The organism is Hymenobacter metallicola, from assembly GCF_004745645.1.
Classification (GTDB): Bacteria; Bacteroidota; Bacteroidia; order Cytophagales; family Hymenobacteraceae; genus Hymenobacter; species Hymenobacter metallicola.
The window spans coordinates 53,603-79,515 of the sequence record NZ_SRMB01000002.1; the positions used below are offsets into that span (position 1 = coordinate 53,603).

Annotated in this window: 22 protein-coding genes; 15 read left to right on the plus strand and 7 right to left on the minus strand. The window is 59.0% G+C overall.

Annotated features, from left to right (window positions below; translation table 11 throughout):
* Positions 1-15: 15 nt before the first annotated feature.
* Together ilvD and E5K02_RS11025 are read right to left on the minus strand one after the other, a co-directional pair.
* Positions 16-1,683, minus strand: coding sequence for a dihydroxy-acid dehydratase (gene ilvD / locus E5K02_RS11020; protein WP_135394867.1), 1,668 nt, complete (start codon positions 1,681-1,683; stop codon positions 16-18).
* Between the two features lie 78 nt (positions 1,684-1,761).
* Positions 1,762-2,664 (minus strand): branched-chain amino acid transaminase, encoded by a 903-nt coding sequence (locus tag E5K02_RS11025; RefSeq protein ID WP_135394868.1) that lies wholly within the window; start codon positions 2,662-2,664, stop codon positions 1,762-1,764.
* 513 nt (positions 2,665-3,177) lie between these two features.
* Between E5K02_RS11025 and E5K02_RS11030 the strand changes: the two genes are divergently transcribed.
* Positions 3,178-4,722 (plus strand): hypothetical protein, encoded by a 1,545-nt coding sequence (locus E5K02_RS11030; RefSeq protein WP_135394869.1) that lies wholly within the window; start codon positions 3,178-3,180, stop codon positions 4,720-4,722.
* 77 nt (positions 4,723-4,799) lie between these two features.
* Here E5K02_RS11030 and E5K02_RS11035 read toward each other — a convergent pair whose 3' ends face one another.
* Together E5K02_RS11035 and E5K02_RS11040 are read right to left on the minus strand one after the other, a co-directional pair.
* Positions 4,800-5,297, minus strand: coding sequence for a hypothetical protein (locus tag E5K02_RS11035; RefSeq protein ID WP_135394870.1), 498 nt, complete (start codon positions 5,295-5,297; stop codon positions 4,800-4,802).
* 185 nt (positions 5,298-5,482) lie between these two features.
* On the minus strand, positions 5,483-5,917 hold the full coding sequence (locus tag E5K02_RS11040) for a hypothetical protein (protein WP_135394871.1): 435 nt from the start codon (positions 5,915-5,917) through the stop codon (positions 5,483-5,485).
* Between the two features lie 182 nt (positions 5,918-6,099).
* Here E5K02_RS11040 and E5K02_RS11045 point away from each other — a divergent pair, with 182 nt between their 5' ends.
* A complete protein-coding gene (locus E5K02_RS11045; protein WP_135394872.1) occupies positions 6,100-6,831 on the plus strand; it encodes a LytR/AlgR family response regulator transcription factor in 732 nt (243 codons plus the stop codon).
* A gap of 6 nt (positions 6,832-6,837) precedes the next feature.
* Here the strand turns inward: E5K02_RS11045 and E5K02_RS11050 are convergent, their stop codons facing one another.
* Positions 6,838-9,909 carry a response regulator gene (locus tag E5K02_RS11050; RefSeq protein ID WP_135394873.1) on the minus strand — a complete coding sequence of 1,024 codons (3,072 nt, stop codon included), beginning with the start codon at positions 9,907-9,909 and terminating at the stop codon, positions 6,838-6,840.
* Between the two features lie 306 nt (positions 9,910-10,215).
* Here E5K02_RS11050 and E5K02_RS11055 point away from each other — a divergent pair, with 306 nt between their 5' ends.
* The 6 genes from E5K02_RS11055 (at position 10,216) to ureG (ending at position 15,422) form a co-directional block, all read left to right on the plus strand.
* Positions 10,216-10,800, plus strand: coding sequence for an urease accessory protein (locus E5K02_RS11055; RefSeq protein ID WP_167856366.1), 585 nt, complete (start codon positions 10,216-10,218; stop codon positions 10,798-10,800).
* 78 nt (positions 10,801-10,878) lie between these two features.
* Entirely contained in the window at positions 10,879-11,625 is a 747-nt protein-coding gene (locus tag E5K02_RS11060; protein WP_135394875.1) for an urease subunit beta, read from the plus strand.
* 36 nt (positions 11,626-11,661) lie between these two features.
* Positions 11,662-12,075, plus strand: a complete 414-nt coding sequence (locus E5K02_RS11065) for a hypothetical protein (protein WP_167856367.1) — start codon at positions 11,662-11,664, stop codon at positions 12,073-12,075.
* A 9-nt stretch (positions 12,076-12,084) separates the two neighbouring features.
* Positions 12,085-13,800, plus strand: coding sequence for an urease subunit alpha (ureC, locus tag E5K02_RS11070; RefSeq protein WP_135394877.1), 1,716 nt, complete (start codon positions 12,085-12,087; stop codon positions 13,798-13,800).
* Positions 13,801-13,911: 111 nt separating this feature from the next.
* Positions 13,912-14,580 carry an urease accessory protein UreF gene (locus E5K02_RS11075; protein ID WP_135394878.1) on the plus strand — a complete coding sequence of 223 codons (669 nt, stop codon included), beginning with the start codon at positions 13,912-13,914 and terminating at the stop codon, positions 14,578-14,580.
* Positions 14,581-14,669: 89 nt separating this feature from the next.
* Positions 14,670-15,422: an urease accessory protein UreG gene (ureG, locus tag E5K02_RS11080; protein ID WP_135394879.1), complete on the plus strand. Its 753-nt coding sequence runs from the start codon at positions 14,670-14,672 to the stop codon at positions 15,420-15,422.
* A gap of 270 nt (positions 15,423-15,692) precedes the next feature.
* Here the strand turns inward: ureG and E5K02_RS11085 are convergent, their stop codons facing one another.
* Positions 15,693-16,538: an urease accessory protein UreD gene (locus tag E5K02_RS11085; RefSeq protein WP_135394880.1), complete on the minus strand. Its 846-nt coding sequence runs from the start codon at positions 16,536-16,538 to the stop codon at positions 15,693-15,695.
* 535 nt (positions 16,539-17,073) lie between these two features.
* Here E5K02_RS11085 and E5K02_RS11090 point away from each other — a divergent pair.
* A complete protein-coding gene (locus E5K02_RS11090) occupies positions 17,074-17,790 on the plus strand; it encodes a DUF434 domain-containing protein (RefSeq protein ID WP_135394881.1) in 717 nt (238 codons plus the stop codon).
* A 31-nt stretch (positions 17,791-17,821) separates the two neighbouring features.
* Here E5K02_RS11090 and E5K02_RS11095 read toward each other — a convergent pair whose 3' ends face one another.
* A complete protein-coding gene (locus tag E5K02_RS11095; RefSeq protein WP_206025950.1) occupies positions 17,822-19,231 on the minus strand; it encodes a urate hydroxylase PuuD in 1,410 nt (469 codons plus the stop codon).
* Positions 19,232-19,451: 220 nt separating this feature from the next.
* On the opposite strand from E5K02_RS11095, the gene allB reads away from it, so the two are divergent.
* The 6 genes from allB to E5K02_RS11125 all read left to right on the plus strand — a co-directional run bounded on the left by allB (position 19,452) and on the right by E5K02_RS11125 (position 25,467).
* A complete protein-coding gene (gene allB, locus E5K02_RS11100; RefSeq protein WP_135394882.1) occupies positions 19,452-20,795 on the plus strand; it encodes an allantoinase AllB in 1,344 nt (447 codons plus the stop codon).
* Positions 20,796-20,918: 123 nt separating this feature from the next.
* Entirely contained in the window at positions 20,919-22,181 is a 1,263-nt protein-coding gene (locus E5K02_RS11105; protein ID WP_135394883.1) for an allantoate amidohydrolase, read from the plus strand.
* A gap of 5 nt (positions 22,182-22,186) precedes the next feature.
* Positions 22,187-22,933 carry a (S)-ureidoglycine aminohydrolase gene (gene allE / locus E5K02_RS11110; protein WP_135394884.1) on the plus strand — a complete coding sequence of 249 codons (747 nt, stop codon included), beginning with the start codon at positions 22,187-22,189 and terminating at the stop codon, positions 22,931-22,933.
* A 148-nt stretch (positions 22,934-23,081) separates the two neighbouring features.
* On the plus strand, positions 23,082-23,588 hold the full coding sequence (uraD, locus tag E5K02_RS11115) for a 2-oxo-4-hydroxy-4-carboxy-5-ureidoimidazoline decarboxylase (RefSeq protein ID WP_135394885.1): 507 nt from the start codon (positions 23,082-23,084) through the stop codon (positions 23,586-23,588).
* Positions 23,585-23,926 (plus strand): hydroxyisourate hydrolase, encoded by a 342-nt coding sequence (gene uraH, locus E5K02_RS11120; RefSeq protein ID WP_135394886.1) that lies wholly within the window; start codon positions 23,585-23,587, stop codon positions 23,924-23,926. Before uraD ends, uraH begins: the two co-directional genes overlap by 4 nt.
* 104 nt (positions 23,927-24,030) lie before the next feature.
* Complete coding sequence (locus tag E5K02_RS11125; protein WP_135394887.1) at positions 24,031-25,467, plus strand: DUF6986 family protein; 1,437 nt, start codon at positions 24,031-24,033, stop codon at positions 25,465-25,467.
* Positions 25,468-25,913: the final 446 nt, after the last annotated feature.

Below are 25,913 nucleotides of genomic sequence, written 5' to 3' on the forward strand. Positions count from 1 at the left end.
TGCGTTTTCTTTGGCTCAAGAATCGGTGATGCACCCGGCACTGGCCGAGCCCACGGTGCGGATGTATTTGCGTAGCACGCCCCGGGGTGCCTTCACGGCCGGCGGCGTCCACTGGGCCCGGCGGGCGGCCAGCTCGGCCTCGTCCACCAGCACGCTCATCGTGTTGTTGGCCGCGTCGAGTACCACCTGGTCGCCGTTGCGGACCAGGGCAATGGGGCCGCCGTCGTAGGCCTCGGGGCTCACGTGGCCGATAACGAAGCCGTGGGTACCGCCCGAAAAGCGCCCGTCGGTGACCAGCGCCACTTTGTCGCCCAGCCCGGCCCCGATGATAGCCGAGGTGGGCTTGAGCATTTCGGGCATGCCCGGTCCGCCCTTGGGCCCCACGTAGCGGATGATGACTACCTGCCCCGGTTCAATGCGGCTCAGGCCTTCGTTCAGCTCTTCTTCCGAGTCGAACACGCTGGCCGGGCCTTCGAAGCGGGAGCCTTCCTTGCCGGTGATTTTGGCCACCGCGCCTTCCGGAGCGAGGTTGCCGTAGAGAATCTGGATGTGGCCATCGGCTTTGATGGGATTGGAGAACGGCCGTAGCAGGTCTTGCTCCTCACCCAAGGCGGCAATGCCAGCCAGGTTTTCGGCCAGGGTTTTGCCCGTCACGGTGGGTAGGTTGCCGGTTAGTAACCCCTCATTGAGCAGGGTTTTCATTACCGCGGGCACCCCGCCCAGGGCCGACAAGTCCTCCATTAGGTACTTGCCGCTGGGCTTGAGGTCGGCCAGCAGGGGCACCCGGTTGCTCACGGCCTGGAAGTCCTGGAGCGTGAGTTTCACCCCGGCCGCGTCGGCAATGGCCATTAGGTGAATGACGGCGTTGGTGGAGCCGCCCAGCACGGTGATGAGCACCAGGGCGTTTTCGAAGGCTTCGCGCACCATGATGTCGCGGGGCTTGAGGTCTTTTTCCAGCAGGCGCAGCAGGTACTCGCCGGTCCGCAGGCACTCTTCGCGCTTCTGCTCACTCACCGCGGGGGCCGAGGACGAAAACGGCACCGACATGCCCAGCACCTCAGCTGCCGAAGCCATGGTGTTGGCCGTGTACATGCCTCCGCAGGCCCCGGGCCCCGGGCAGGCGTGCTGAATGATGCCACGGTAGTCTTCGTCGGAAATGGCGTTCTGCAGCTTTTTGCCGTAGGCCTCGAAGCACGACACGATATTGAGCTGCTGCCCCTTAAACGAGCCGCCCTTGATTGTGCCGCCGTACACCATCAGCCCGGGCCGGTTGAGGCGGGCCAGGGCCATGAGCGAACCGGGCATGTTTTTGTCGCAGCCCACCACGCAGGCCAGGGCGTCGTAGTTGTGGGCCCCGGCCATGGCCTCGATAGAGTCGGCAATGATTTCGCGCGACACCAACGAGTAGCGCATGCCCGGCGTGCCGTTGGTAATACCATCCGAAATGCCAATCGTGTTGAACCGCAGCCCCACCAAGCCAGCCGTCTGCACGCCTTCCTTCACATGGTCGGCTAGGCCGTTGAGGTGCATGTTGCAGGTGTTGCCGTCGAAGCCCGTGGAGCAGATACCCACGAAGGGCTTGCGCAAATCGGCTTCCGACAAACCCGAGCCAATGAGCATGGCTTGGGAGGCCGGCAGGCTGTCGTCCTGGGTGTAAATGCGGCTATACGGGTTCAGCGCCATGGTTGTAAAGAGCTCAGAGTTGAGAACTCAGAGCTTAGAAGTGAATGGAATGGGGGGCTCAGGCCAACGTAGAACGAGCTAAGCTCTGAGTTCTAAGCTCTGCGCTCTAGCTGGCTGCCCGGTTACGAGGGCGTGGTAGCGGCTGGCCAACTGGGCGCCGATGGTTTCGGCGAAGGGTTTTTCGAACACCAGCTCATCTACCGACGACACGCCGATAACCTCAGCGGCGGTGCCCGTCATGAAAGCTCCTTCGGCCCCTTGCAGCTCGGCTGGGGTAAAGAATTGCTCGTGCACGGTGATACCGGCTTCCCGGGCCAAATCGATGATGGTATTGCGGGTGATACCGCGCAGAATGCTGCCGGCCGGGGCCGTATACAGCTCCCCGTTCTTCTCGAAGAAAAAGTTGGCGCCAGGCCCTTCAGCCACGTAGCCGTGCATATCCAGCAGCAAAGCCTCATCGTACCCCCGGCCTTTCGCTTCGGAGCTGGCAATGATGGAGTTAACGTAGTGCCCAGCTACTTTGGCTTCAATCGGCACAGCCTTGGGGTTGGGCCGCTCGTAGGGCGAGATGGTCAGGCGCAGGCTTTGGTCGCCGAGGTATTTGCCCCATTCCCACACGGCCATCAGCAGGTTGCTACTCGCGGCATGCTTCAGGCTCATGTTGGGCGTGGCCGCGTACACCAGGGGTCGGAGGTAGGCGTCGGTCAATCCGTTTTTTTCCAGCAGCTGGTAGCTGATCTGCGTTAGCTCGGCCACCGAGTAGTCCAAAGGCAAGCCAACGGCTTTACAGGAGTAGTGGAGCCGTTCGAAGTGCTCCTCAGCTTTGAATATCTGGGAGCCCTGGGGCGTATTGTAGGCCCGGATGCCTTCAAAAACCGCGTACCCGTAGTGCAGCGACTGGGCATACACGCCGCAGGTAGCTTCACTGGCCTGCACGAATTCACCATCCAGGAAGGCGACGGTATTACTGTTAAAATACATAGAACGGTGGCGTTAAGTGGAAGCAGATGCAAGTAGTGGGTAGTAAAAAGCCTTCCTGAGCGCGGGGCTTAGAAAGGCTTGTTTTGGCAAACAGAAGCAGTTCCTTCAGCCCAGCGGCGGCGGAATAATGACCTGAATGACGAGTAGCGAAGTAGAAAACATGAAAACGGGTTGGTCGACGACAAAATGAATGTTTACAAATTTCAGAAGCCCAACAATCCACTTGGTTTCGTATAAATTGGCAGTCAGCTACTCCCACTTGCTGACAATATCCAGGGGCGGCTTTCAGTGCAGGTGGTACCGCTGCTAAAGAACTTTTTGCCGGTCGGCAGCCAAAATCAGAAGTAGTTGTAACTTGCCTGGAAGCAACTGGTTATTGCCCGAAGCTGCACGCAAGTAGTGACCTTGCTTTGCCCCATGAAAAACAATATCTCTTTTAATCACTATTTCCAATTGTGGTAACACATTCCACAAGTCACTGAAATACAGATTTTTACCAAACCTGCTTCTACAATGCCTAACGAAAGCATTGACCCTGTTTTTCAGTTAATTAAGTCCCTAACCCGCTCCGAAAAGCGCCACTTCCGGCTGTTTACCAACCGCCAGGGCTCCAACGAGGGCCTGAAGTTCCTGCAGCTGTTCGATGCCCTCGACGGCCAAATGGCCTACGACGAGGAGCGGGTGCTGGCCCAGGTGCCGGCCATCAAAAAAGTGCAAGTGGCCAATCTCAAGGCGAACCTCTATAAGCAGCTACTGGCCAGCCTGCGCATGTACCATTCGGGCCAGAACCTGGACATTCAGCTCCACGAACAGCTCGACTACGCCCGGGTGCTCTACAACCGGGGCCTCTACCAGCAAAGCCTCAGAATGCTGGAAAAAGTAAAGCAAACGGCGCAGCAGGCCGAAATGCCCCACATTGCCCTGCTGGCCCTGGATTTTGAGAAGCTGATTGAAGCCCAGTACATCACTCGCAGCCTGCGCGACCGGGCCGAAGTATTATCAGCTGAAGCATCGGATACGGCCGCTCACGTCGCTCAGATGCATGAGCTGTCGAACGTGGCCCTGCGCATGTACGGCCTGTATTTGAAAATCGGGCACGTGCGCAACCAGGAAGACTACGACACTATTACCGCTTACTTCCAGGCGGCGCTGCCGGTAGTAGCCTTGCAGCAGGCTGGTTTCTACGAGCAGCTCTACTACTACCAGGCCCACGTGTGGTACCATACTATCACCCAGAATTTCCCGGCCTGCTTCCGGTATGCCCAAAAGTGGGTCGACTTGTTTGAGCAGAACCCAGTCATGAAAGAGCAGCAAACCATGCTCTACCTAAAAGGCCTGCACAACCTGCTGATTTCACTCTACAACCTGCTCTATTTCAGCAAGTTTATTGAAGTACTGGAAACCCTGGAAGCCTTTGCCGCCGACCCGGAGCGCCGCACCAACCCCAACACGGAGATGCTGCTGTTTCTGTACATCTACACCAACCGCATCAATGCCTACTTCCTGCAGGGCCGTTTCACGGCCGGCCTCACCCTGATTCCCGATTTGCTCCATAACCTCGACCGGTTTCAGATACAGCTCGATTCGCACCGACGGCTGGTGTTTTACTACAAGATTGCCAGCCTCTACTTTGGCAGCGGCAACAACGACAAGGCCATTGAGTATCTGACCAAGATTATCCAGTTTCGGGATGTAAGCCTGCGCGAGGACATCCAGTGCTTCGCCCGGATTCTGAACCTGATTGCCCACTACGAAGCCGGCCGCGACGAAGCCCTCGAATACCAGATTAAATCGGTGTACCGCTTCTTGGGCAAAATGAACGACCAGCAGCAGATGCAAGTGGCCATTTTCCAGTTTCTGCGCAGCGTCGGCGACATTGCCCCCGACGAATTGAAAGAGGCGTTTATCAAGCTCAAAGAGAAGCTCATCAGCATTGCCAGTCAGCCATTCGAGCGGCGCCCTTTTCTGTACCTGGACATTATTTCCTGGCTGGAAAGCAAGATTGAGAATGTCTCGGTGCAGGAAATCATGCAACGCAAGTTTCGTCACCTGAAGTAAGCCCAGCGTTAAAAACGCAAGCAGGAGCCCCGAAAGGAGCTCCTGCTTTTTTGGTAAAGGCTGAAAATCCGGTTTGCTTAGGCGCTGTGAAAGGCGGGCAGCTTGCTTTCAGCTAGGCGTTGTTCCATCAGGGTCTTGCTGGCCAGCACAATGGTGGCAAAGCCCTGAGGAACTTCCGTGTAGCGCAACGTTACCTGCGGATCGGTCCAGTTCTCGCTTTTGGCCGCTACGCGCTGGCTGGGGCCGTACTCGGCCAGCAAAAGGTTATGAATGCCTTTGCAATTTCCGTCGCCCATGACGCGCAACTCAATCGAGCAAAGCTTGTCTTTGTAGAAACCATAGCTAATTCCGGTAACGGTGTAGGCGCCTACTCGCAGGTTTTCCCGCTTGTTGGTGTAGTATACCGTTTGGGTGCTGGGTTCTACCCGCTCGGGCACCAAATGCCGGAATTTGCGGATATCCGTGCCCAAAGCGGCTTGGCGCTGCTCCAGAATGCGGCTGGGTTGTTTGCCAGTGGCAGCACTGGCGGGTCCGGCCAGGGCCAGCAGAAGCGAGAATACAGCCAGGTATTTCATGGGCGCGGGTTGAAGAAAGCGGCCCTTAAGATTAAGAAAAAATAATAATAAAAACTATTTTCTCTATTCTTAAGAGCTGTAGCTCAGCTCCCAAGCCTGTCTCTGACTGGGCAGAGGTAAAAAATGGTAGCGGCCGGTGCTATCCCTCTTGCTCACCCCCATGAAGACCCAACCTGGACAGGTGTTTACTTTCGGGCGATATGGTCGGTCGGCTGTAGCTTCAGGCCTGCCTGGCGCTCTTGCAACAGATGAAATGTGTTGTACTGACCCGGGGTAAGAATCCGCAGCATCGCCGCATCGTACTGGGCAACTACCTGCGACTCGGTAAAGGCCAGCGACTTGCTTAAGTCGGAGGGTGCCAGAACAGCTTGGCTTAATTGCTCCAGTTGCTGCAGTTCCTGTAGAGTGGCCTGCTTCACGGCCGCGGCCTGGATGCTGTTCAGGCGTAAGGCGTCTGTGTAGTAGCAGGTCAGCTTCAGGGAACGGGCCCAGCATTCAGCACTGGGCGCCGGGCTAGTTTGCTCGTCTGTATCCGGCACTGCGCACGTAGCGGCCTGGGCCTGGTTTCCACTAAATACAGTGCAGGTAAATCCAATCAACAGGTGCAATACGTTTTTCATCGGGTGGCAGAAAGAGGTTAGCGAGAAGTTGTTGCGTAACTAAACTGCACAAACGTAAATTGTACCAAATCTTGAAGTTGGCATTTTTAGCCCAACCCAACCCCTGGCTTTCTGAACAGTAGCCTTGGCTATGCCAACGGACTTTTTTGCCCTGTTCCGTATTCTCTTTTCTTGCTCTTATTATGCCCGCCCCTGCTGCTCGCCTGCGCTGTCTGATCATTGACGACAATGAAATCAATCGTCTGACGCTTGAGCATTTCGTGGAAATGACTGATGCCCTGGAGCTGGTGGCTTCGTTGCCCGATGCGGTTCAGGCCCTGAATCTGCTGCGCAACGACACGGCCGTCGACTTGCTGTTTCTGGACATTGAGATGCCCCGACTCAGTGGTTTGGATCTGGTGCGGGCCCTGCCCCAACCCCAGCCCCAGGTGATTTTAGTTACCACCCACGCGGATTTTGCTGTGGCGGCCTTCGAACTAGCCGTTGCCGACTACTTAGTGAAGCCCGTCGATTTTGCCCGCTTCAGCAAGGCCGTCGCCCGGGTACTGGCCCAACGCCCCGAGCCCGCGCCAGCCGCAGCCGACACCACTACGGCCGTGGAGGGTTCGGAGCTCTTCGTAAAGGTGAATAACAAGCTGGTGAAGCTTGATTTCAATGATGTGCTATACATCGAGGCCATGTCGACGTATTCCGTGTTTGTAACCGCCAAACACAAGCACATTGTCTATATCACACTCAAGGCCCTGGAAGAGCGGTTGCCGTTTGCGCACTTTGTGCGGGTACACCGCTCTTTCATTGTAAATACCAAGCGTATCGAGGCCGTGGAAGATAATCAGCTGCTTCTGGGCGAATATGAAGTCCCGGTAGGCAAATCCTACCAGGATGACTTCTTCCGCAAGCTCCGCAGCTTGTAGCGCCGCTTATTCCGATTCCAGCGACAGTTCCTGGGGAAGCTCCTGCACTACCCGGTCGAGGCAGGTGGTGAGATGAGCTACGGCCGCCGTGCGCGTTTCGGAGGAGCCAATGCCCTGCCGCGCCTGTTCCAACTGCTTCACGGCTTCATCGACGCCCTCCACCCCTAACTGCACCAGATTGGGCTTGATGTGGTGCACCAGTTCGGCTACGCGGGCCCAGTGACCCTCGGCCGCCGCCACTCGAATTTCCTGCACAGAGTCGGGAATATTGCGCAGGAAGGAACGGATAATCTTGTCGATAAAGGCTTGCTTGCCCCGGGCCAGCTCCCGCAGGCTGGTCAGGTTGTAGCTGCGCGCAGCTCCGGCCGAGGCCGAAGCCACCAGGTTTGCCAACTTCTGGTACAACATATCCTCCTCGAAGGGCTTAGCCAGACAGTCGTTCATACCGGCCGCCAAGTACAGCTCGTTGTCGGCCCGAAAGGCATTGGCGGTTAGGGCCAGGATGGGCACCTGGGCGCGCTGCCACTCCGGATGCTGCCGAATGCGGGCCGTGGCCTCTAGGCCGTTCATGTTGGGCATCTGAATGTCCATCAGAATCACGTCGTAGGGCTTTTCAGCGTGCAACTGCACAGCCTCCAGCCCATCGGCCGCCTCGTCGACCTCCACCTGCCACTCTTCCAGCATCAGGCGGGCTACCTCGCGGTTGATTTCGTTGTCTTCGACCAGCAGCACCCGACGACCGGCCAGGGAGCCATTATCAATCACGTCTTCTTTTTTTGTACGCGGTGCCTCGGCTTTGGGCAGTGTGAGCGTGAACGAGAAGGTACTGCCACGGCCTACTTCACTTTCTACTTTCAGCATACCACCCAGTTTTTCGACCAGGGCCCGGCTGATGCTTAAGCCCAGGCCTGTGCCGCCAAACCGGCGGGTGGTATCGGCGTAGGCTTGGGTGAAACCCTCAAAAATGCGCGCAATTTTATCGGGGGCGATGCCGATGCCAGTGTCGGTCACGCGGAACTCGGTGGTCAGGTGCGTATCGGTTTCGCCAACGTAGTAGCCACCCACTTTGATACTGCCGCGCTCGGTAAACTTAATGGCGTTGGAAACTAAGTTGATCAGGATCTGATTGAGCCGGAATGGGTCGCCAACAACCCAGGAGTTGGGGCAGCTTTCCCGGAGCGGCGTACCGGAGAAGGCCAAGCCTTTTTCAGCCGCCAGCAAGGCCAGCGGTTCCACGGCCTGTCCCATCGAGTCGCACAGATTAAAGGCCGTTTGCTCGAATTCCAGCTTGCCCGAGGTGATTTTGGCCATATCCAGCACATCGTTGAGTACTCCCAGCAAATGCTGGCCCGAGGAGCGAATCACTTTCAGTAAGTCCTGCTGCCGCGCATCCAAACGGGTTTTGGCCAGCTGCCCGGCCATGCCCAGCACCCCGTTGAGCGGAGTGCGAATCTCGTGGCTCATGTTGGACAGGAAGTTTTCCCGGGCCGTGGCAGCAGCCTGAGCGGCCTCGGTGGCTTTCTTCAAGTCCGTAATGTCGGTGCTCACGCCCAGTACTTCGACGGAGCCATCGGGCCGGCGCAAGGGCCGTTTGATGGTCTGAAACCACAGCACGTCGCCGGTAGGTAGCGTGTAGGGGTCCTCCTTTTTGATTTCCTCGCCGGTTGCCAGCACGTGAGCATCGGCGGCGGTATACTCCTGCTCTTCGCGGGCAATAATGCTGCCCGGCTCCTGGGCCGCCCGCGACCGGTACTGCCTGAATTCTTGCAGCTGCTGCATGGCGTGGTTGGTGAAGACCAGCTGGCCCGCCGCATTGCGCACATAAATCAGGCTGGGGGCCGTGTCGAGCACCTGCTGCGTGAACTTTTGCTGATCCAGAAGTTGCTGCTCGGCCTGCACCCGGTCCGTAATATCGAGGCCGTAGCCCAGCATAAACTGCAAAGCTCCGTCTGAGCCGGCAATAGCTTTGAAATGGCGCTGATGACAGCGCTGGCCTTCAGGATAGGGCGTAATATCATCCCATATGACCAGGCCCGTCTGCTGCCGGGCCCGCTCGAACATGCGGTGGCGGGCCTCGGCCAACGCCAGCGGGTAGTTGTAGCGCTGGCAGAACTCGGTAATCGTATGGCCCAGCAGCCAGGCTCGGGCTTCGGCGTCGGGTACGGCGCTAGGATTGGCGTAGAGGTAGCGCTGGTCTTCGTCGAGCACCACAACCTCCACCGGCAGCTCATCCAGGATGGTTTCATAAAACTGCCGCTGGCTGGCCAGCTGGGCTTCTACCTGGCGTTGCTCGGTAATTTCCTGCAGGTAGAGGTTGGCGTATTCCTCCGTCGGGAAAGGCATTACGGCCACCCGAAATAAACGCTCCCCAAAGGTCACTTCCAGCTTCTGGGGCTGGTTGTGCGTCAGGGCCGACAAGGCGGCCTCCCGCATGGTGGCCCACACCTGCTCCTGCTCGGCGGCGGGCAGCCCATCCCGCAACTCGCGTATAACAGCGTTGGCAAACAGCGTTTCGCCCGATTTTTTGAAGCGCAGCACCGGGTTGGGATTTTGCTCCGGAATGCGGGACATCGTCTGCAACTCGGCGGCGGCCTGGTGCTGGGCAGTCACGTCGCGGTAGCGCAGCAGCACATTGGTAGAGCCTACTTCCAAAGCCTGCAGGGGCACTACGTCGCGGTCCAGGACCCGGCCACTGGTCAGGCATATCTGCACGTTGTGCGAGGGCTGCCCCTGCAGCACAGCCTGCGCAAACTCCTGGGCCAGCTGCTGAGTGTCGTCGCTGCACAGAGTAATGGCGGCACTCAACTCCGTGACGGGGCGCTGCAGCCACTGGCTGGCGGGCAGCGGTACGCCAAAGAAGCGGCAGTAGGGTTCGTTCAGCAGTAGAATCTTCCCTGCCGAATTAAGCAACACCACGCCTTCGGTCAGATAGTCGGCGTAGTAAGCCATGCGCTCATCGGCAACACGCTTGGCAGCATGGGCTCGATTTAGCTCCTCTTCCAGCTGCGCAATACGCGCCTGGGCCTGGGTAAAATCGGTGAGGGAAGGGGTAGCGGCGCGAGAAGATAATTCGGACATGATGGGCACTGGACATGGGGCAACTATGCAAGAAATAGAGTTTACAGACAGCAAAGGGGATTTTTGGCTGAATGCGTCCTGGCACCGTGCCAACGACGGCCAAGGCTGGTTGAACGCCGCCGCAACTTAGGCTTGCCCGACCGTCAGGGCATTGATAGTCCGCTATATAGACAGTTGGTTTGCCCTGCCAGCCTGCTTAGGACGGGAAAAACAGCTTCATTATTCTTGAAAAACCGGGCTACCTTCTATATTGAGCCCTCAAGCCTGACTTATGCGCCTGCTGAAATGGAAGCTTTAGTTCCAATTATGTTTGCCTCCGTGGCGGGCATGGGCCATGCGTTCGAGCCGGATCATCTGCTGGCCGTGGGCAACATGGTGTCGCGCCGCGACAGTACGGCCCTGGCCCTACGCGACGGACTCTACTGGGGCCTGGGCCACACGACCATGCTCGTGCTGGTGGGCTCGGTTATTATTCTGAGTCGAGCCACGTTTCTGACTTCCGGCTACTTTGAGGCGGCCGTGGGGGTACTGCTGATTGCCATGGGCCTGAGCCGGCTGGCGAAGTGGAACAAACCCGTTCAAGTGCGGCCTTCGCGGTATCAGCACAGCTTTGCGTACACGGTGGGGCTCTTGCACGGGCTGGCCGGTAGCGGCGCCCTGGTCTTGCTGGTAATGAGCGAAATCCGGCGCCCGTTGCCCAGTATCCTCTATATTCTGGTGTTTGGCGTGGGCTCTATTCTGGGCATGTTTGTGGTGGCCGGCTTATGCAGCATTCCCTTTACCCGGCGCATGAAAATCAACCGGGCCCTCAAGTTCACCAGCATCCTGCTATCCTCGGGGCTGTGCGTGGGCTACGGCACCTGGATGATTTATGAGAATGTAAGCTGGTGACTGCTGATTGTCGGCGGTTTAAATAGGCGCCGAACAACTTTTATCCCAACGCAAACAGTTAGCAACTGACAACGACCCATGCACCTAACTCCGAAAGACCTCGACAAACTGGTGCTGCACCAGGCTGGCTTCGTGGCCCAGAAGCGCTACGCCCGCGGCCTGCTGCTGAACTACCCTGAAGCCCTGGCCCTGCTGGCGACCCAGCTGTTGGAGTTTATCCGCGACGGGGAATCGGTGACGACGCTCATGAACAAGGGCAAACTGCTGCTAGGTTTGCAGGACGTGATGCCCGGCGTGGCCGAAATGATTCACGAGGTGCAGGTAGAAGGCACTTTCCCCGACGGCACCAAGCTCGTGACGGTGCACCACCCCATCTGCCGCGAAACCGGCGACCCGGCCCTGGCCCTCTACGGCTCCGGCATGACGCGCGTGGCCGCCGTAACTCAGCCCGACAACCACATCAACGACACGCCCGGCGAGTACCAGCTAACCGACGGCGAGCTGATCCTGAACGAAAACCGCGACACGGTGGAAGTGGACGTCGTGAATATGGGCGACCGGCCCGTGCAGGTGGGCTCCCACTACCCCTTCTCCGAAACCAACGCCGCCCTGCAGTTCGACCGCGCCAAGGCCTACGGCTTCCGGCTCAACATCCCGGCCGGCACGGCGGTACGCTTCGAGCCCGGCGAACGGAAACGGGTGATGCTGGTAGCCCTGGGCGGCGAGAGAATCGTGTACGGGGGGAATGGGTGGATTGATGGGCGGTTGAGTGAGGATTCTAGGCGAAGTGCTGCTATAGAGAAGGCGGCAGGGGTTCGGCCCTAACCTAGGGTACAATTGCCTCTATTTAAGCGCAACCTCATGCAGCACCTATCAGCTAGTGTACTCATCATTTTTGCTATGAGCGTCGGTGCTTGCCGTGCACAGGCCCAATACGTTGGTCATTACACACTAAAAAGTCGCCTTAAGAGTCACACGCTCGTTGATGAAGAAACCGGCACCCGATTCTTACTGGACTCATCTAGAGTGTATATCACCGCAATTGATAAGAACGGAAAGAAGCTCTGGCGTACCGATCCTTACACTGCTGCCAAAGTGGAAGCTTATCGAGTGCAAAGGCCGATAATTGTGCACTTCTCGCTCAGCAAATCAGACCACGATGAAAAGCCAGCATTTCGCAAAGGCGACGAAGTCATCAGCGTAGCTTATAACAACACGGTATTCGGCCTTATCAGCAAGAAAACCGGTGCCTTTCTTTACCTCGGTCAAGACTAAATACAGCTTATGTCCCTCCCCATTTCCCGCCGCGCTTACGCCGATATGTACGGCCCCACCACCGGCGACAAAGTCCGCCTGGGCGACACGGACCTGCTGATTCAGGTTGAGCAGGACTACACCGTCTACGGCGAGGAATGCAAGTTCGGGGGCGGCAAGGTGCTGCGCGACGGCATGGGCCAGGCCGCCGGCATCGGGCAGGACGAGGCCTTGGACCTGGTCATCACCAACGCCCTGGTGCTCGACTACACCGGCATCTACAAGGCCGACATCGGTATCAAAAACGGGCGCATCAGCGGCATCGGCAAGGCCGGCAACCCCCACATTATGCCCGGCGTAACGCCCGGCCTGACCGTGGGCGTGACCACCGAAGTCATAGCCGGGGAAGGCCAGATTCTGACGGCCGGCGGCATCGACTGCCACATTCACTTCATCAGCCCCCAGCAGATTCCCGAAGCCCTGGCCTCGGGCCTGACCACGATGATCGGCGGGGGCACGGGCCCGGCGGCCGGTACCACGGCCACCACTTGCACGCCCGGCGCGTTTTACCTGGAAATGATGCTCAAGGCCACCGAGGCCTACCCGTTGAACTTCGGCTTTCTGGGCAAGGGCAACACCTCCAAGCCCGAGGGCCTGCGCGAGCAGGTCGAGGCCGGGGCCCTGGGCTTTAAGCTGCACGAGGACTGGGGCACCACGCCCGCGGCCATCGACCAGTGCCTGACCATTGCCGAGGAATACGACGTGCAGGTCTGCATCCACACCGATACGCTCAACGAAAGTGGCTTTGTGGAAACCTCCACGGCGGCGTTCAAGGGGCGCACCATTCACTCTTACCACACCGAAGGCGCCGGCGGTGGCCACGCCCCCGACATCATCAAAATCTGCGGGGAGCCCAACGTTATTCCCTCCAGCACCAACCCCACGCGGCCCTTCACGGTGAACACCATCGACGAGCACCTGGACATGCTCATGGTGTGCCACCACCTGGATAAGAACATTCCCGAGGACGTGGCCTTTGCCGAAAGCCGCATCCGGCAGGAAACCATTGCCGCCGAAGACATCCTGCACGATATGGGCGCGCTGAGCATCATCAGCTCCGACTCCCAGGCCATGGGCCGGGTGGGCGAGGTCATTACCCGCACCTGGCAAACGGCCCACAAGATGAAGCAGCAGCGCGGCGCTTTGCCCGAAGACGCCGCCGGTACTGCCGACAACTTCCGGGCCCGGCGCTACGTGGCCAAGTACACCATCAACCCGGCCCGGGCCCACGGCATCTCCCACGAAATCGGCTCCATTGAAGTAGGCAAGCTGGCTGACCTGGTGCTCTGGAAACCGCAGTTTTTCGGGGTGCGGGCCGAAATGATTCTTAAGGGCGGCATCATCGTGCAAAGCCAGATGGGCGACGCCAACGCCTCCATTCCCACGCCCCAGCCCTCCTTTTCCCGGCCTATGTTCGGCTCCCTGGGCGCGGCCATCGGCAAGGCCTCGATGGTGTTTGTGTCCCAGGCTTCAGTCGAAAAAGTGCGCACCACCTACGGCCTGCAAAAGCAGGTGGTAGCCGTGCAGGGCTGCCGCACCGTGGGCAAGAAAGACATGGCCCTGAACGACTACCTGCCCAACATTCAGGTGGACCCCGAAACCTACCGCGTCACCGTCGACGGCGTGCACCTGACCTGTGAGCCGGCCACGAAACTGCCCCTGGCCCAGCTGTATAGCCTGTTCTAGCAAGATGTAGAGACGCATACTTGCGTCTCGTCGTTGAACGGCCGGCATTCCTGTAATAAACAACTTCAGCAACGAGTGCGACGCAACTATGCGTCTCTACGACCAACCCAAATGCAATTTGCCCGCCTGCTCCACCTCGTCGACTCGTCCATCCCGACGGGGGCCTTTGCCTATTCTTACGGGCTGGAAAGCAGTATTACGTTCGGGCTGATTCAGTCGCAAAGTGGGCTGCGCAACTTTCTGTACTCTCATTTACAGCAAATCGGCAGCCTGGAATTGCCGTTTATGCGCTCCTGCTTCGAATTAGGCTTGAGTCCTGAGCTGCAACCCGTAGCCCAGGAATACGAGGCCCTGCTGCTGGTGCCGGCTATGCACAAGGCCAGCACGGTACAAGGCCGCAACTGGCTCAAGCTGCTCGTCTCCTTTTACCCGGAAGCCACCCTGTCCCAAATCCAGACGTGGTTCGCCGAGCAGCAAGTACCGCTGCATTTCACCCTGGTGTTCGCCCTGGGCTTGCAGCAGGTGGGCTTTGCCCTGGCCGAGGTCCAGACCATGTTTCTGCACATGCTCCTGCGCGACCAGCTCAGCGCCGCCATTCGCCTGGGCTTCCTCGGCCCCCTGGAAGGGCACCAGCTTCAGCACGATTTCTACGCCGTCTTCGAACACATCCTCTCGGCCCAGGCCGGCAAAACCTACCTGCAAGCTACCCGCTCGGCCTTCGTCCTCGACGCGGCCCAGGTCCTGCACGACGACATCTACTCCAAACTGTTTCAGAATTAGTTGTCAGTTGTTCGTTGTTAGGTCGTTCTCACTGACACACAACTGCCAACGAACAACCAACAACTAAAAACCAACAACTAAAAACCAAAATGGCCTTTGTCGATAAGCTGGCCCTGCTGCTGCACGGGCACACCCACGAAGCCTACGAGTCGCCGGGCGACTTTGCCCAGCGCGAAACCCGCCGCCTGCCCTCCTACCGCAACTTCCGCCAGCGGGCCTTTACCGTGGGCATCGGCGGGCCGGTGGGCACGGGCAAAACGGCCCTGCTCAAGGCCCTCTGCGAGCGGATGCGCCACGAGCACGAGCTGGGCGTGGTCACCAACGACATTTTCACCCGCGAAGACGCCGACTTTCTGATCCGCCACAGCGCCCTGAGCGAAGACCGGATTGTGGGCGTCGAAACCGGGGGCTGCCCCCACGCGGCCATTCGGGAGGATATTTCCCTGAACATGGACGCCCTGGAAGGCCTCATGGCCCGCTTCGACAACAAACTGGACTTTTTGTTTGTCGAAAGTGGGGGCGACAACCTGGCCGCCCACTTCAGCCGGGAGCTGGTCGACTACTCCATCTACGTCATCGACGTATCGGGCGGCGACAAAATTCCCCGCAAGGGCGGCCCGGGCATTACCCAGTCCGATTTGCTGGTCATCAACAAAATCGACCTTAAAGACCTCGTGCGTGCCGACCTGGGTGTGATGGAGCGCGACTCGCTCAAAATGCGCGGGGAAGGTCCCTTCCTCTTCGCCCGCGCCATCGACGGCCACGGCCTCGACGACATCATTGCCCACATTAAAGCCGCCAAAGCCCGGGCCCTGGCCTCGGTGCGCGAAGACCGGCGGTAAGGCATGAATGTCTTCAGGGCTTAAAACCTGTGTTTCTAAGCAGTAAGGTCTATACCAACGTCCTGCTGGGCGCAGTCGAAGCCTCTTCACCGCAATGGTGAATGAGTAGCGCTCCAATGAAGCGGTAGAAATGCTTCGGCTCGGCTGCGTTGCGCGTACCATGACGTTCTGTTTTGACCGAAATCAATATTGGCAGCTGAGTAGGATGACCGGGCCTGGCAGCGCAGCACTCGGAATAACAAGTAGGGAGGGTACTACCCTGCTCCCGGGCTAATACTTGCGCAGCAGCGGGTTGTAGCCCAGCATTTCTTCCGAAGCCAGTTCCTGCAGGAGAGCCTCGCAGAGCGGCTGCAACGCTTCCCGGCTGTGGGCCGCGGCCCGTAGCAGGTGCACGTCGTTCTTGGCCCTGGACACGGTTACTAAACAGTTTTGGCTGCTGATCTGGAAGTGGGGGCCCGTGCTGCCGGGCATCCTCTGCCGCTCCAGGCAGGCGCCCAGGCGCTGGAAAAGGGCATTATCCGGGTTGCCGACCAGGTACAGGGAAAAGAAGGTCTGGTAGCCGGCAAAGTTGGCGGGCGAGGCGGCAATGTGGTGCTCGGGCTCGAAGCTGAGCCGGTCCAGCAGCACCAGCTGGTCGCCCCGGCTAACCCGCAGCTCGGAGTGCAGGCTGGAGAAAACAAACTGCTCGCCCTGGTCCATGCGGCCGGAGTGAAACCAGTCGACGAGCAGCAGGGTGGCTTCGGGATGCAGCTGCCAATGCTGCTGCTGCCGGTAGCGACTCGCGGCCTGCAGCACTACGGGGTCAGGAAACACCACAGCCAGCGCCCCTTCGCCCGCCGTGCCGGCCACGAGCTGCTCGGCCACGGCCCCGCTGGTTGACTTAAAAATCTTGGTATTAGCCTGGGTACTGACGAAGAGCCGAGCCCCGGCTCCCACGTTGATGCGCAGCCGGATAGCGTCGCCGGCCACCATACCGCCGCCGTAGCTGCTCAGCACCACGTGGCAGGCCCGGGTCGGCGACTTGGGGTTCAGCAGCTTCAGGGGTTGCAGGTTGTGGCAGGTGATAAGGCGGCTTTGCCCCCGCACCTGCGCGACCTCCGCGGTGCTCCATTTCATATTGATTTATTCTGGTCCTCCAGCCCGAGCCAACGCCGGCTTGAGCGTAGTAAAGTAATTCTTTGCGGAGGAGCACCTGGCAATTTCATGCTGGCAATCTGGGTTTCTTTTCCGGATAAGCGGGTTAGGTGTCGCGGCCTGGCCAGTCAGGCTTAGCCCGCTAGTGAAGTCGTACCCAAAGATTGGGAATTTTCGCATTGGCCGCGGCATTAGTCGTTGGCGGTGGGCGTGGCGTATTCTTCCTCAGCATTATACGGGTTTAAACCATACGTATGCCTGGGTTGGACTGGGCACGAAAAAGCCCCGGCCGGAGGGTCGGGGCTTCTCTAAGAGGTTGTGGAAAGGAGGAAGTAGAATGGATAGGCAAAACTCACTCTATGTACAGCACCAAACAAGGTCAGTATAGGCCTAATTGTGACATCCACATCCCACGCAAACAGCCCGGGCGGCCGGGAAGCCGTAGCCCCTCCCTACCGACTAGCGTTACCTGCTTTTACAGCCCGGTTTACCTTCGCCACTCTTCCCCACCTTGCTTATGCGCCCAGCCGATACCCGCCACCGTGGCCCCCACCCCAACGATACCCGATTATTCTCGCCCGAGTGGGTGCCAGTGCTACGGGGCGCCGTGGTAGAGTTGTCTTGGTTGCTGACGCGTGGCTACCCACCGGCGGCCACCCTAAAGCTGGTCGGCGACCGGTATGCGCTAACTGAGCGCCAACGCTGGGCGGTGGGCCGCGCCGCCTGTACCGAAGAACAGTACGCACGTCGCGCGGCCACGCGGCGGCCGGCTACCAGCCTGGGCGGCCGCCGCGTGGCTATCGACGGCTTTAATTTACTCATCACGCTTGAAACAGCTCTGAGCGGGGGCATAGTGCTGCGCGGGCGCGACGGGGCCTTGCGCGACCTGTCGAGCATTCACGGCACGTACCGGGCGGTGCAGGAAACCGACCGGGCCATCCGGCTAGCGGCAGCAGCCTTGCAGCCCCTTGCACCCGGGCCCGTGCGGTGGCTTCTCGATCAGCCAGTATCCAACAGCGGCCGACTGGCAGCCCGCCTGCGCGAGTTGGGCCTGGAGTTGGGCTTAGAGTGGACGGCGGAAGTAGTCATGAACCCCGACCGGAACCTGGCCGAAACCACCGATATCATCGTTACCTCCGACTCGGCCGTACTCGACCGCGCCGGCAGCTGGCTCAACTTGGCGGCCCTGGCGCTGGAAGCCGAGCCACCTCGCTGGCTGCTCGATCTGGGGTAACCAAAATCCGTCTGCTACTGCGACAAAAGCATTATTTGTTTGGGGCGCCCTGTTCGATCCAGCAGCGGATCAGGTCGCGCTCCTCCTGGGTCATATTGGTTTTGTTGTTCTGGGGCATCGTTTTGGTGACGACTACGCGCTGCATGATCTTGTCCTGGAGGCGGATAATGTCCTCGGGCGTGTCGTATTTCACCCCGTTCGGCGCCGATTTAAACACCTCATCGGTGGGGTTAGACGAGTGGCAGCGCACGCAGCGGTTCTGTACAATGGCGTTGACCTGCGCAATGCTCACGTTGGGCGTGCAGGCGGCGGCCCCCGTGGAGGCAGCTTGCGGCGGGGCCGACACAAAGGCTACGGCCAGCAGAAACACCACTGAGGCGGGCAGAATCCAGGTGGTGGCCTGCTTTTTTTCGCGCAGGTTGAGCCAGTGCTTCACCCCGGCCACGCCCAGGGAAATGGCGGCCAGAATCAGCCAGGGCTGGCTGTGGCCGAAGGTGCTGGGGAAGTGGTTACTGACCATCACAAACAGCACCGGCAGGGTGAAGTAGTTGTTGTGCAGGGAGCGGGTCAGGGCATTTTTGCCCAGGGTCGGGTCCAGGGGCTGGCCCAGGGTGGCGGCCTTCACCATGGCTTTCTGGGCCGGAATGATGGTAAAGAACACGTTGCCCACCATCAGTGTGCCCAGCATGGCTCCGAAGTGAATGTAGGCCGCCCGGGCGCTGAACACCTGGCAGTAAAAGAAGGCAAAGCCCACTATCACCAGAAAACCCAGCAGGGAAAAGGCCGTCATATTCTTCACCAGCGGCGACTTGCAGAGCAGGTCGTAAATCAGCCAGGCCACGATAAACGAGCCCACGCCAATTGCTACGCCCGTGAGCGGGGCCACGTCGAGCACCTTAGGGTCGAGGAGCATGGAGCCGGCGTTGAAGTAATAGACCACAAACAGCAGACTGAAGCCCGAAAGCCAGGTGAAGTAGGCCTCGTACTTAAACCAGTGCAGGTCGCGGGGGATTTCCTTGGGGGCCAGCTTGTACTTTTCGAGGTAGTAGAAGCCCCCGCCGTGCACGGCCCAGAGGTTGCCGGCCAGCTCCTCACGCACGTTGTCGGTGCGGTTGAGGGCGTTTTCCAGGAAGACGAAGTAGAACGAGGCTCCAATCCAGGCGATGCCGAAGGTGATGTGCATCAGGCGCACCACAATGTTGAGCCACTCCATCAGGTGGCCTTCCCAGGGGGTGCCTTTGATGAGAATGTAGAACACGGCCAGCACGTAAATAACCGTCAGCAGAATAAGAAGATAGGAGAAGCCTTGCATCGTCAGGCCATTTTCTCCTAGCTTACCGCCCCTTTTGTCGACTTTGGCGAAACGTTGCAGGGCATACGTTGCTCCCAGCAACAGCACGAGGCCCAGCAGGAAGGCAGAAAACAGTAAAATTTGGGTCATGCAATCAGAAAGCCGGCCGCCGGGGCGAAACCATTGAGAAAGTGGGAGAAATTGGATTTTTCTTTCCAGCAGACTGCTTTCCGGCAAAAAACAGCTCCAGCACCTCGCTACAGCTGATTTCCGGTCGCATGGCCTTGAGCAGAATACCCGTGCCGCGAGGGGAAAGTCGTGGAAACCTGGCTTGGAAAAGCCTCCAATTTAAAGAGAAAGTCCCTTCCGTATGCCAGAGGTAGCCATAAAAAGCCAGCGTGTCGTGTTGCCCCAGGGTGAGCAGCCCGCCGTGGTACTTATCGAAAACGGTCGGATTGCCGAGATTCTGCCGATTGACGCCGTGGTAAACTGCCCCGTGGTAAACGTGCAAAACCGGGCCGTGCTGCCCGGCGTCATCGACCCGCACGTGCACATCAACGAGCCGGGCCGTACCGAGTGGGAAGGCTTCAATACGGCCACCCGCGCCGCGGTGGCCGGCGGCCTCACCACGCTGGTAGATATGCCCCTGAACTCGGCCCCGGTCACGACGTCGGTAGCCAATTTCGAGCTTAAGCTGGCCGCTACCCAGGGGCAGTTACACACCAACGTAGGTTTCTGGGGCGGCATTGTGCCCGGCAACGCGGCGGAAGTAGAGGGCCTCATTGCCCGGGGCGTGCTGGGTTTCAAAGCCTTCCTGACTCACTCCGGCATTGACGATTTCCCGAACGCAACCGAAGACGAGTTACGGCAGATAATGCCTATTCTGGCCCGTCACGGCCTGCCCCTGCTGGTGCACTGCGAGCTGACCACCGACGACGCGGAGTGGAAGCAGCGCGACCCTCGCTCCTACCAGAACTACCTGGCTTCGCGGCCCAAACACTGGGAAGACGACGCGGTAAAGCTGATGATCCGGCTGTGCGCGGAATTCCGCTGCCCGGTACATATCGTACACTTATCGTCGGCCAACTCTATTGCGCCCCTTGCCGCGGCCAAGGCCCAGGGGTTGCCGCTGACGGTGGAAACCGGGCAGCACTACCTGTTTTTCAACGCCGAGGACATTGCCGACGGGCAAACCCAGTTCAAGTGCGCCCCACCGATTCGGGAAAAAGCCAATAACGACCAGCTCTGGCGGGCCTTGCAGCAGGGCATCATCGACTTTGTAGCCACCGACCACTCCCCCGCCCCACCCGACCTGAAGCAGATTGAATCCGGCGACTTCACCACGGCCTGGGGCGGCATTGCCTCCTTGCAGCTGGCGTTGCCGGTGCTCTGGACCGCCGCCCAACAACGGGGCGCTTCGCTTAACGACTTAGCCACTTGGCTCAGCACCAACCCCGCCAAGCTCATTGGGCAAAGCTCCAGAAAAGGCCAGATTGCCCCGGGCTTCGACGCCGACCTGCTGGTGCTGGACCCCGAGCAGACGTTTGACGTCACAACCGACCTGATTCAGCACCGGCACAAAGTGTCGCCCTACGTGGGGCAGCAGCTGCGCGGCGTGGTGGAGCAGACCTGGCTGGCCGGGCAGCTGGTGTATGAGCGGCCGGAGTTTCGGGCCCTGAATCAAGGGCAGCTGCTGCTGAGCCGACCGATGTAGAGGCACATACTTGCGTTCCCGGCTTGAACGACATCTTCACGCCCCTGCCAAACAACAATTGAGACGCGAGTATGCGTCTCTACATCGGTCAATATTCACTACAACTTAACCCACTCCCACCTAGTGGACGACAACTACACTTCAAGGGCCGAGAAAATTCTGCGCCGTATCGAGGCGCTGGCCGCCATTAGCGAAGACCCCCAGGCCGTGACGCGCACCTTCGGCACCCCGGCTTTCCTGCAGGGCAGCGCCTTAGTCAAATCCTGGATGGACGCGGCCGGGCTGAGCACCCGCGTCGACAGTGTCGGCAACGTGCGGGGGCGGCTGGTGAGTCGCAACAGCGCGGCCAAGACCTTCGTCATGGCTTCTCACATCGATACGGTGGTCAACGCCGGGAAATACGACGGGCCCCTGGGCGTGCTTATGGGTCTGGATTTGCTGGAGCAGCTCGTGCTGGGCCAAACCGAGCTGCCGTTTCACGTCGAGCTCATTGCCTTCAGCGACGAGGAAGGTGTGCGGTATCACACCACCTACCTGGGCAGCAAAGTCGTGGCCGGCTCTTTCGACCCCGGCTTGCTGACCAAAACCGATGCTCAGGGTATTTCCATAACCCAGGCCATTGAAACCATGGGCGGCACGCCCCAACTGCTGGCCGCCGAAGCTATTCCCGCCGACCAGTGGCTGGGCTACTTCGAAACGCATATTGAACAGGGCCCGGTGCTGTGGGAAAACCAAATTCCGGTGGCTCTGGTCACAGCCATTGCCGGGCAGCAGCGCGTGGAGCTCACCTGGCAGGGCATGGCGGGCCACGCCGGCACCGTGCCCATGCACATGCGCCAGGATGCCCTGGCCGGGGCCGCCGAATTTGTACTGGCCGCCGAGCAGTTTGGCGTAACGTATAAGCACGAGCTGGTAGCCACCGTGGGCAAGCTCGACGTGCGCCACGCGGCCAGCAACGTCATTCCCGGCGAGGTGGTTTGCAGCCTGGATTTGCGCAGCGCCGACGCGGCCCGCCTGGCCTCGGCCTACGCCGAGCTGGAGCAAAAAGCGCGCAGCATTGCCCAAAAGCGCAACCTAACGCTGCACTGGAACCTGATTCAGTACACGGCTCCGGTCGCCTGCGCCCCGGAAATGAATACCTTGCTCGGCCAGGCTATCCGTGACTCAGGCTACGAGGTAGTGAAGCTGGTGAGCGGGGCCGGGCACGACGCGGTACCGATTTCGGCCGTTTCGCCGGCTACCATGCTCTTTATCCGCTGCTTTAAGGGCATCAGCCACAACCCGCTCGAAAACGTGGAGCTGGCCGACGTGGCTGCTGCCGTGCAGGTGGCCGAGCGGTTTTTGCAGCTGCTTTTCTCTCATTACCAAACCACCCCTTCCGAATAGAACTGATGGAAATTTCTGCCCTGACCCGCTCCGTGGTTAAGCACAACCACGCCATTATTGCCCCCGACGGCTATATCAACAGCAACGTGCCCGGCTGGACGGGCTGCACGGTCAACGTCATCATCAACGAGCAGATGGGTGCCCGCCTGGCCCAGACGCTGATTACGCTGCGCGAAGGCGGGGAGCTGAAAGGCCAGACCCAGGCTGCCCAGATTTTCTTCTACGTGGTGGAAGGCCAGTTGCAAGTCAGCATCGACGGCCAGGAAAAAACCCTGCGCAAGGGCGACTACGTGTACGTGCCGGTGGAGAAGACCTACCTGTTTCACAATCCCTCGGAAGGCACGCAGGTGCTGACTTTCCACAAAGTGTACGAGCCGCTGGCGGGGTACGAAACGCCCGGGGTGCTGTTCGGGGCCCGCGACCTGGCCAAGGCGCCCATCTACATGAACGACGAGGCCCTGCGGATTCAGGAGCTGCTGCCCAATGAGCTGGGCTTCGATATGGCCGTCAACATCTTCACCTACGACCTAGGTGGCCACCTGCCCATGGTCGAAACCCACATCATGGAGCACGGCCTGCTGTATCTGGAAGGCCAGGCCATCTACGTGCTCGACCAGCAGTGGTACCCAGTCAAAAAGGGCGACTCTATCTGGATGGCGCCCTACTGCCAGCAGTGGGCCACTACCCTGGGCAAGGAGCCCTCGGTGTACATCTACTACAAAAACGTGAACCGCTTCCCTACGGTGCAGTGAGTTGGCGTTTCTTATAGTAAAGTGGTCATCCTGAGCAACGCGAAGGACCTTACTACGCTGGCACAAGTCGTTCAACTAGCATAAGGTCCTTCGCGTTGCTCAGGATGACAGACGTTTTTTAGCGCTCTGTTTGCTGGAATAACTATTCATGACTCTTTCCGAACTCAACTCTCTCCCTACCCCCTCCCGGGCCGAAGCCCTGGGCAAGTGCTGCGGGGCCACGGCCTGGGTGCAGCAGCTGAACGCCGCCTTCCCGGTAGCCGACGCCGACACACTGTTTCAGCAGGCCCACGACATCTGGTACCGCCTCGCGGAAGCCGACTGGCGCGAGGCGTTTACCCACCACCCCAAAATCGGGGATGTAAATTCGCTCAAGGAAAAGTTTGCCAGCACCAGCACCTGGGCCGAGGGGGAACAAGGAGCAGTGAAGCAGGCTTCCCAGGCAACCTTAGAAGCCCTGGCGGCCGGCAATGACGCGTACGAGCAAAAGTTCGGCTACATCTTTATCGTCTGCGCCACGGGCAAGTCGGCCGACGAAATGCTGGCTTTGCTGCAGGCCCGCCTGCCAAATTCGCCCACGCAGGAAATCCACGTGGCCATGGCCGAACAGGACAAAATTACCCGTATCCGCCTCGAAAAACTCTTAGCCGCATGAGCCAGATTACCACCCATATCCTGGACACTACCCTGGGCCGCCCGGCCCAGGGCGTCACCATTGCCCTTGCCGGCTTGCTCGAAGGCGACACCTGGCAGGAGCTGGCCCGGGGCCGCACCAATCAGGATGGCCGCATCCCCGACTTGCTGGCCAAGGACCAGCAGCTGCCGCTGGGCACCTACAAAATGAAGTTTTTCACCCAGGAATACTTCGAGCAGCACGGCACCACCATCTTCTACCCTTTCGTGGAAATCGTCTTCAACGTGCTGGCCGCCGAGCATTACCACATCCCTTTGCTGCTCAACCCCTTCGGCTACAGCACCTACCGCGGCTCATGATTCTTAACCAGCGTTATCCATAACTACGTCATGCCTGGCTTGGGCTCAGCATCACGGGCAAAACACTCTCCCCACTCTTCAGAATTCCCGCCTTCTCTTCCCATATGAAACTCAGCTTACAAGACACCGACAAAAGCCAGCTGCTCGAGCAGCTCGGCGTGGCCAACCGCCACTTCCAGCAAACATACCCTGGCGACAAGCCCGACCGGCAGCCGGTGCACACCGTGTACGGCGGCGCCAACCTGTTTAAGGCAGATACCTGCGTGCGCATGGGCGAAATCGCCCTCAACAACCTCAAAACCTACGCTCCCAACTTCACCGAGCTGGCCCGCGTGCTGCAGCTCAAGGGCTACGAGCACCTGCCCACGCTCGAAAAAGACATCCAGGCCCTGACCGAGCGCCTCGATACCATGAGCGAGGCCGAGCGCAAGCAGGAACACGCCTGGCTGGCCTATTCCGTCTACAACAAGATTATCAAGAAGCTGCAGCGCGAAGCCGTGGAAGACTTCCGGGTCGATTTCGAAGACGGCTTCGGCAACCGCCCCGATGCGGAAGAAGACGAAACCGCCGTGCGCGCCGCCCAGGAAGTAGCCAAGGGTATGCAGAACGGCACTTTGTCGCCTTTCATCGGCATCCGCATCAAGCCCTTCACCGAAGATCTGAAGGCCCGGGGCGTGCGCACCCTCGACATCTTCCTGACGACCCTGCTCGAAGCTACCGGCGGCAAGCTGCCCGACAACTTCGTGGTGATGCTGCCCAAGGTGACGATTCCGGAGCAGATGACCACCCTGGTACGCTTGTTTGAGCTGATTGAGCAAGCCAACAACCTGGCGCCCGGCACCCTGAAGATGGAAACCATGGTGGAAGCCACCCAGATCATTATGGATGAGGAAGGCCGCAACCCCCTGATGCGCATTATCCGGGCCAGTGAGGGCCGCTGCGTAGCCGCCCACTTCGGCACCTACGATTACACGGCCTCGGCCGGCATTACGGCCAAGTACCAGACCATGGCCCACCCCGTCTGCGACTTTGCCCACCACATGACCAAGGTAGCGCTGGGCGGCACCGGTATCTTCCTCTCCGACGGGGCTACCAACGTAATGCCCATCGGCCCGCACCGCGGCGACAACCTCACGTTTGAGCAGCTCAAGGAAAACCGCGACTCGGTGCACAACGCCTGGCGCCAGGGCTTCCACCACACCACCCACTCCCTTATCAACGGCCTCTACCAGGGCTGGGACCTGAATCCGGCCCAGCTGCCGATGCGCTACGCGGCCACCTACAACTTCTTCCTCAGCGCCTACGACGACGCGGTGCACCGCCTGAAGACCTTCGTGGAGCGGGCCGCCATTTCTACCCTCACCGGCGACATTTTCGACGATGCCGCCACGGGCCAGGGCCTGCTCAACTTCTTCCTCAAAGCCATGAACTGCGGGGCCATTACCGAAGAGGAAGTGTTAGCTACCGGCCTCACTTTGGAAGAGATTCACACCCGCTCTTTCTTCCGTATTCTGGAAGGTCGCCGTAAGCAGCAGGTTTAGGCAGCTTCGCTTCGCAAAACACCCCGCCACTTTTAAAAAAGTGTAGCGGGGTGTTTTTTTATGACTATAGCAAACCTATTTACAAGCCAGCTGTTAAGCAATCCTTCAAAGACAAAAAAGCTACTACCCGTGGCCCTACCACAAATTAATTTTTCTCTAATCAGCAGCTATTCTCACCAAAAACCAGCACGATAATTAGAGCCAAAAGCCAGCATTAATTGGCAAAACGACCTGATTAAAACGCTTTCATATATTACTATAAACACTTTACAAACACGTTGCACTTGTGTAACAGACCAACGCAATACATTTTCAACACATTGATTATAAAATCATTACATTACTTTATTGTTGAGGTTAAATTACCCTTAAATTTATCTTATCCCGATATTTAGCCTTATAACCTCGCTATAAATTTCTTATCGTTTTCTAATACGCTTTTAATA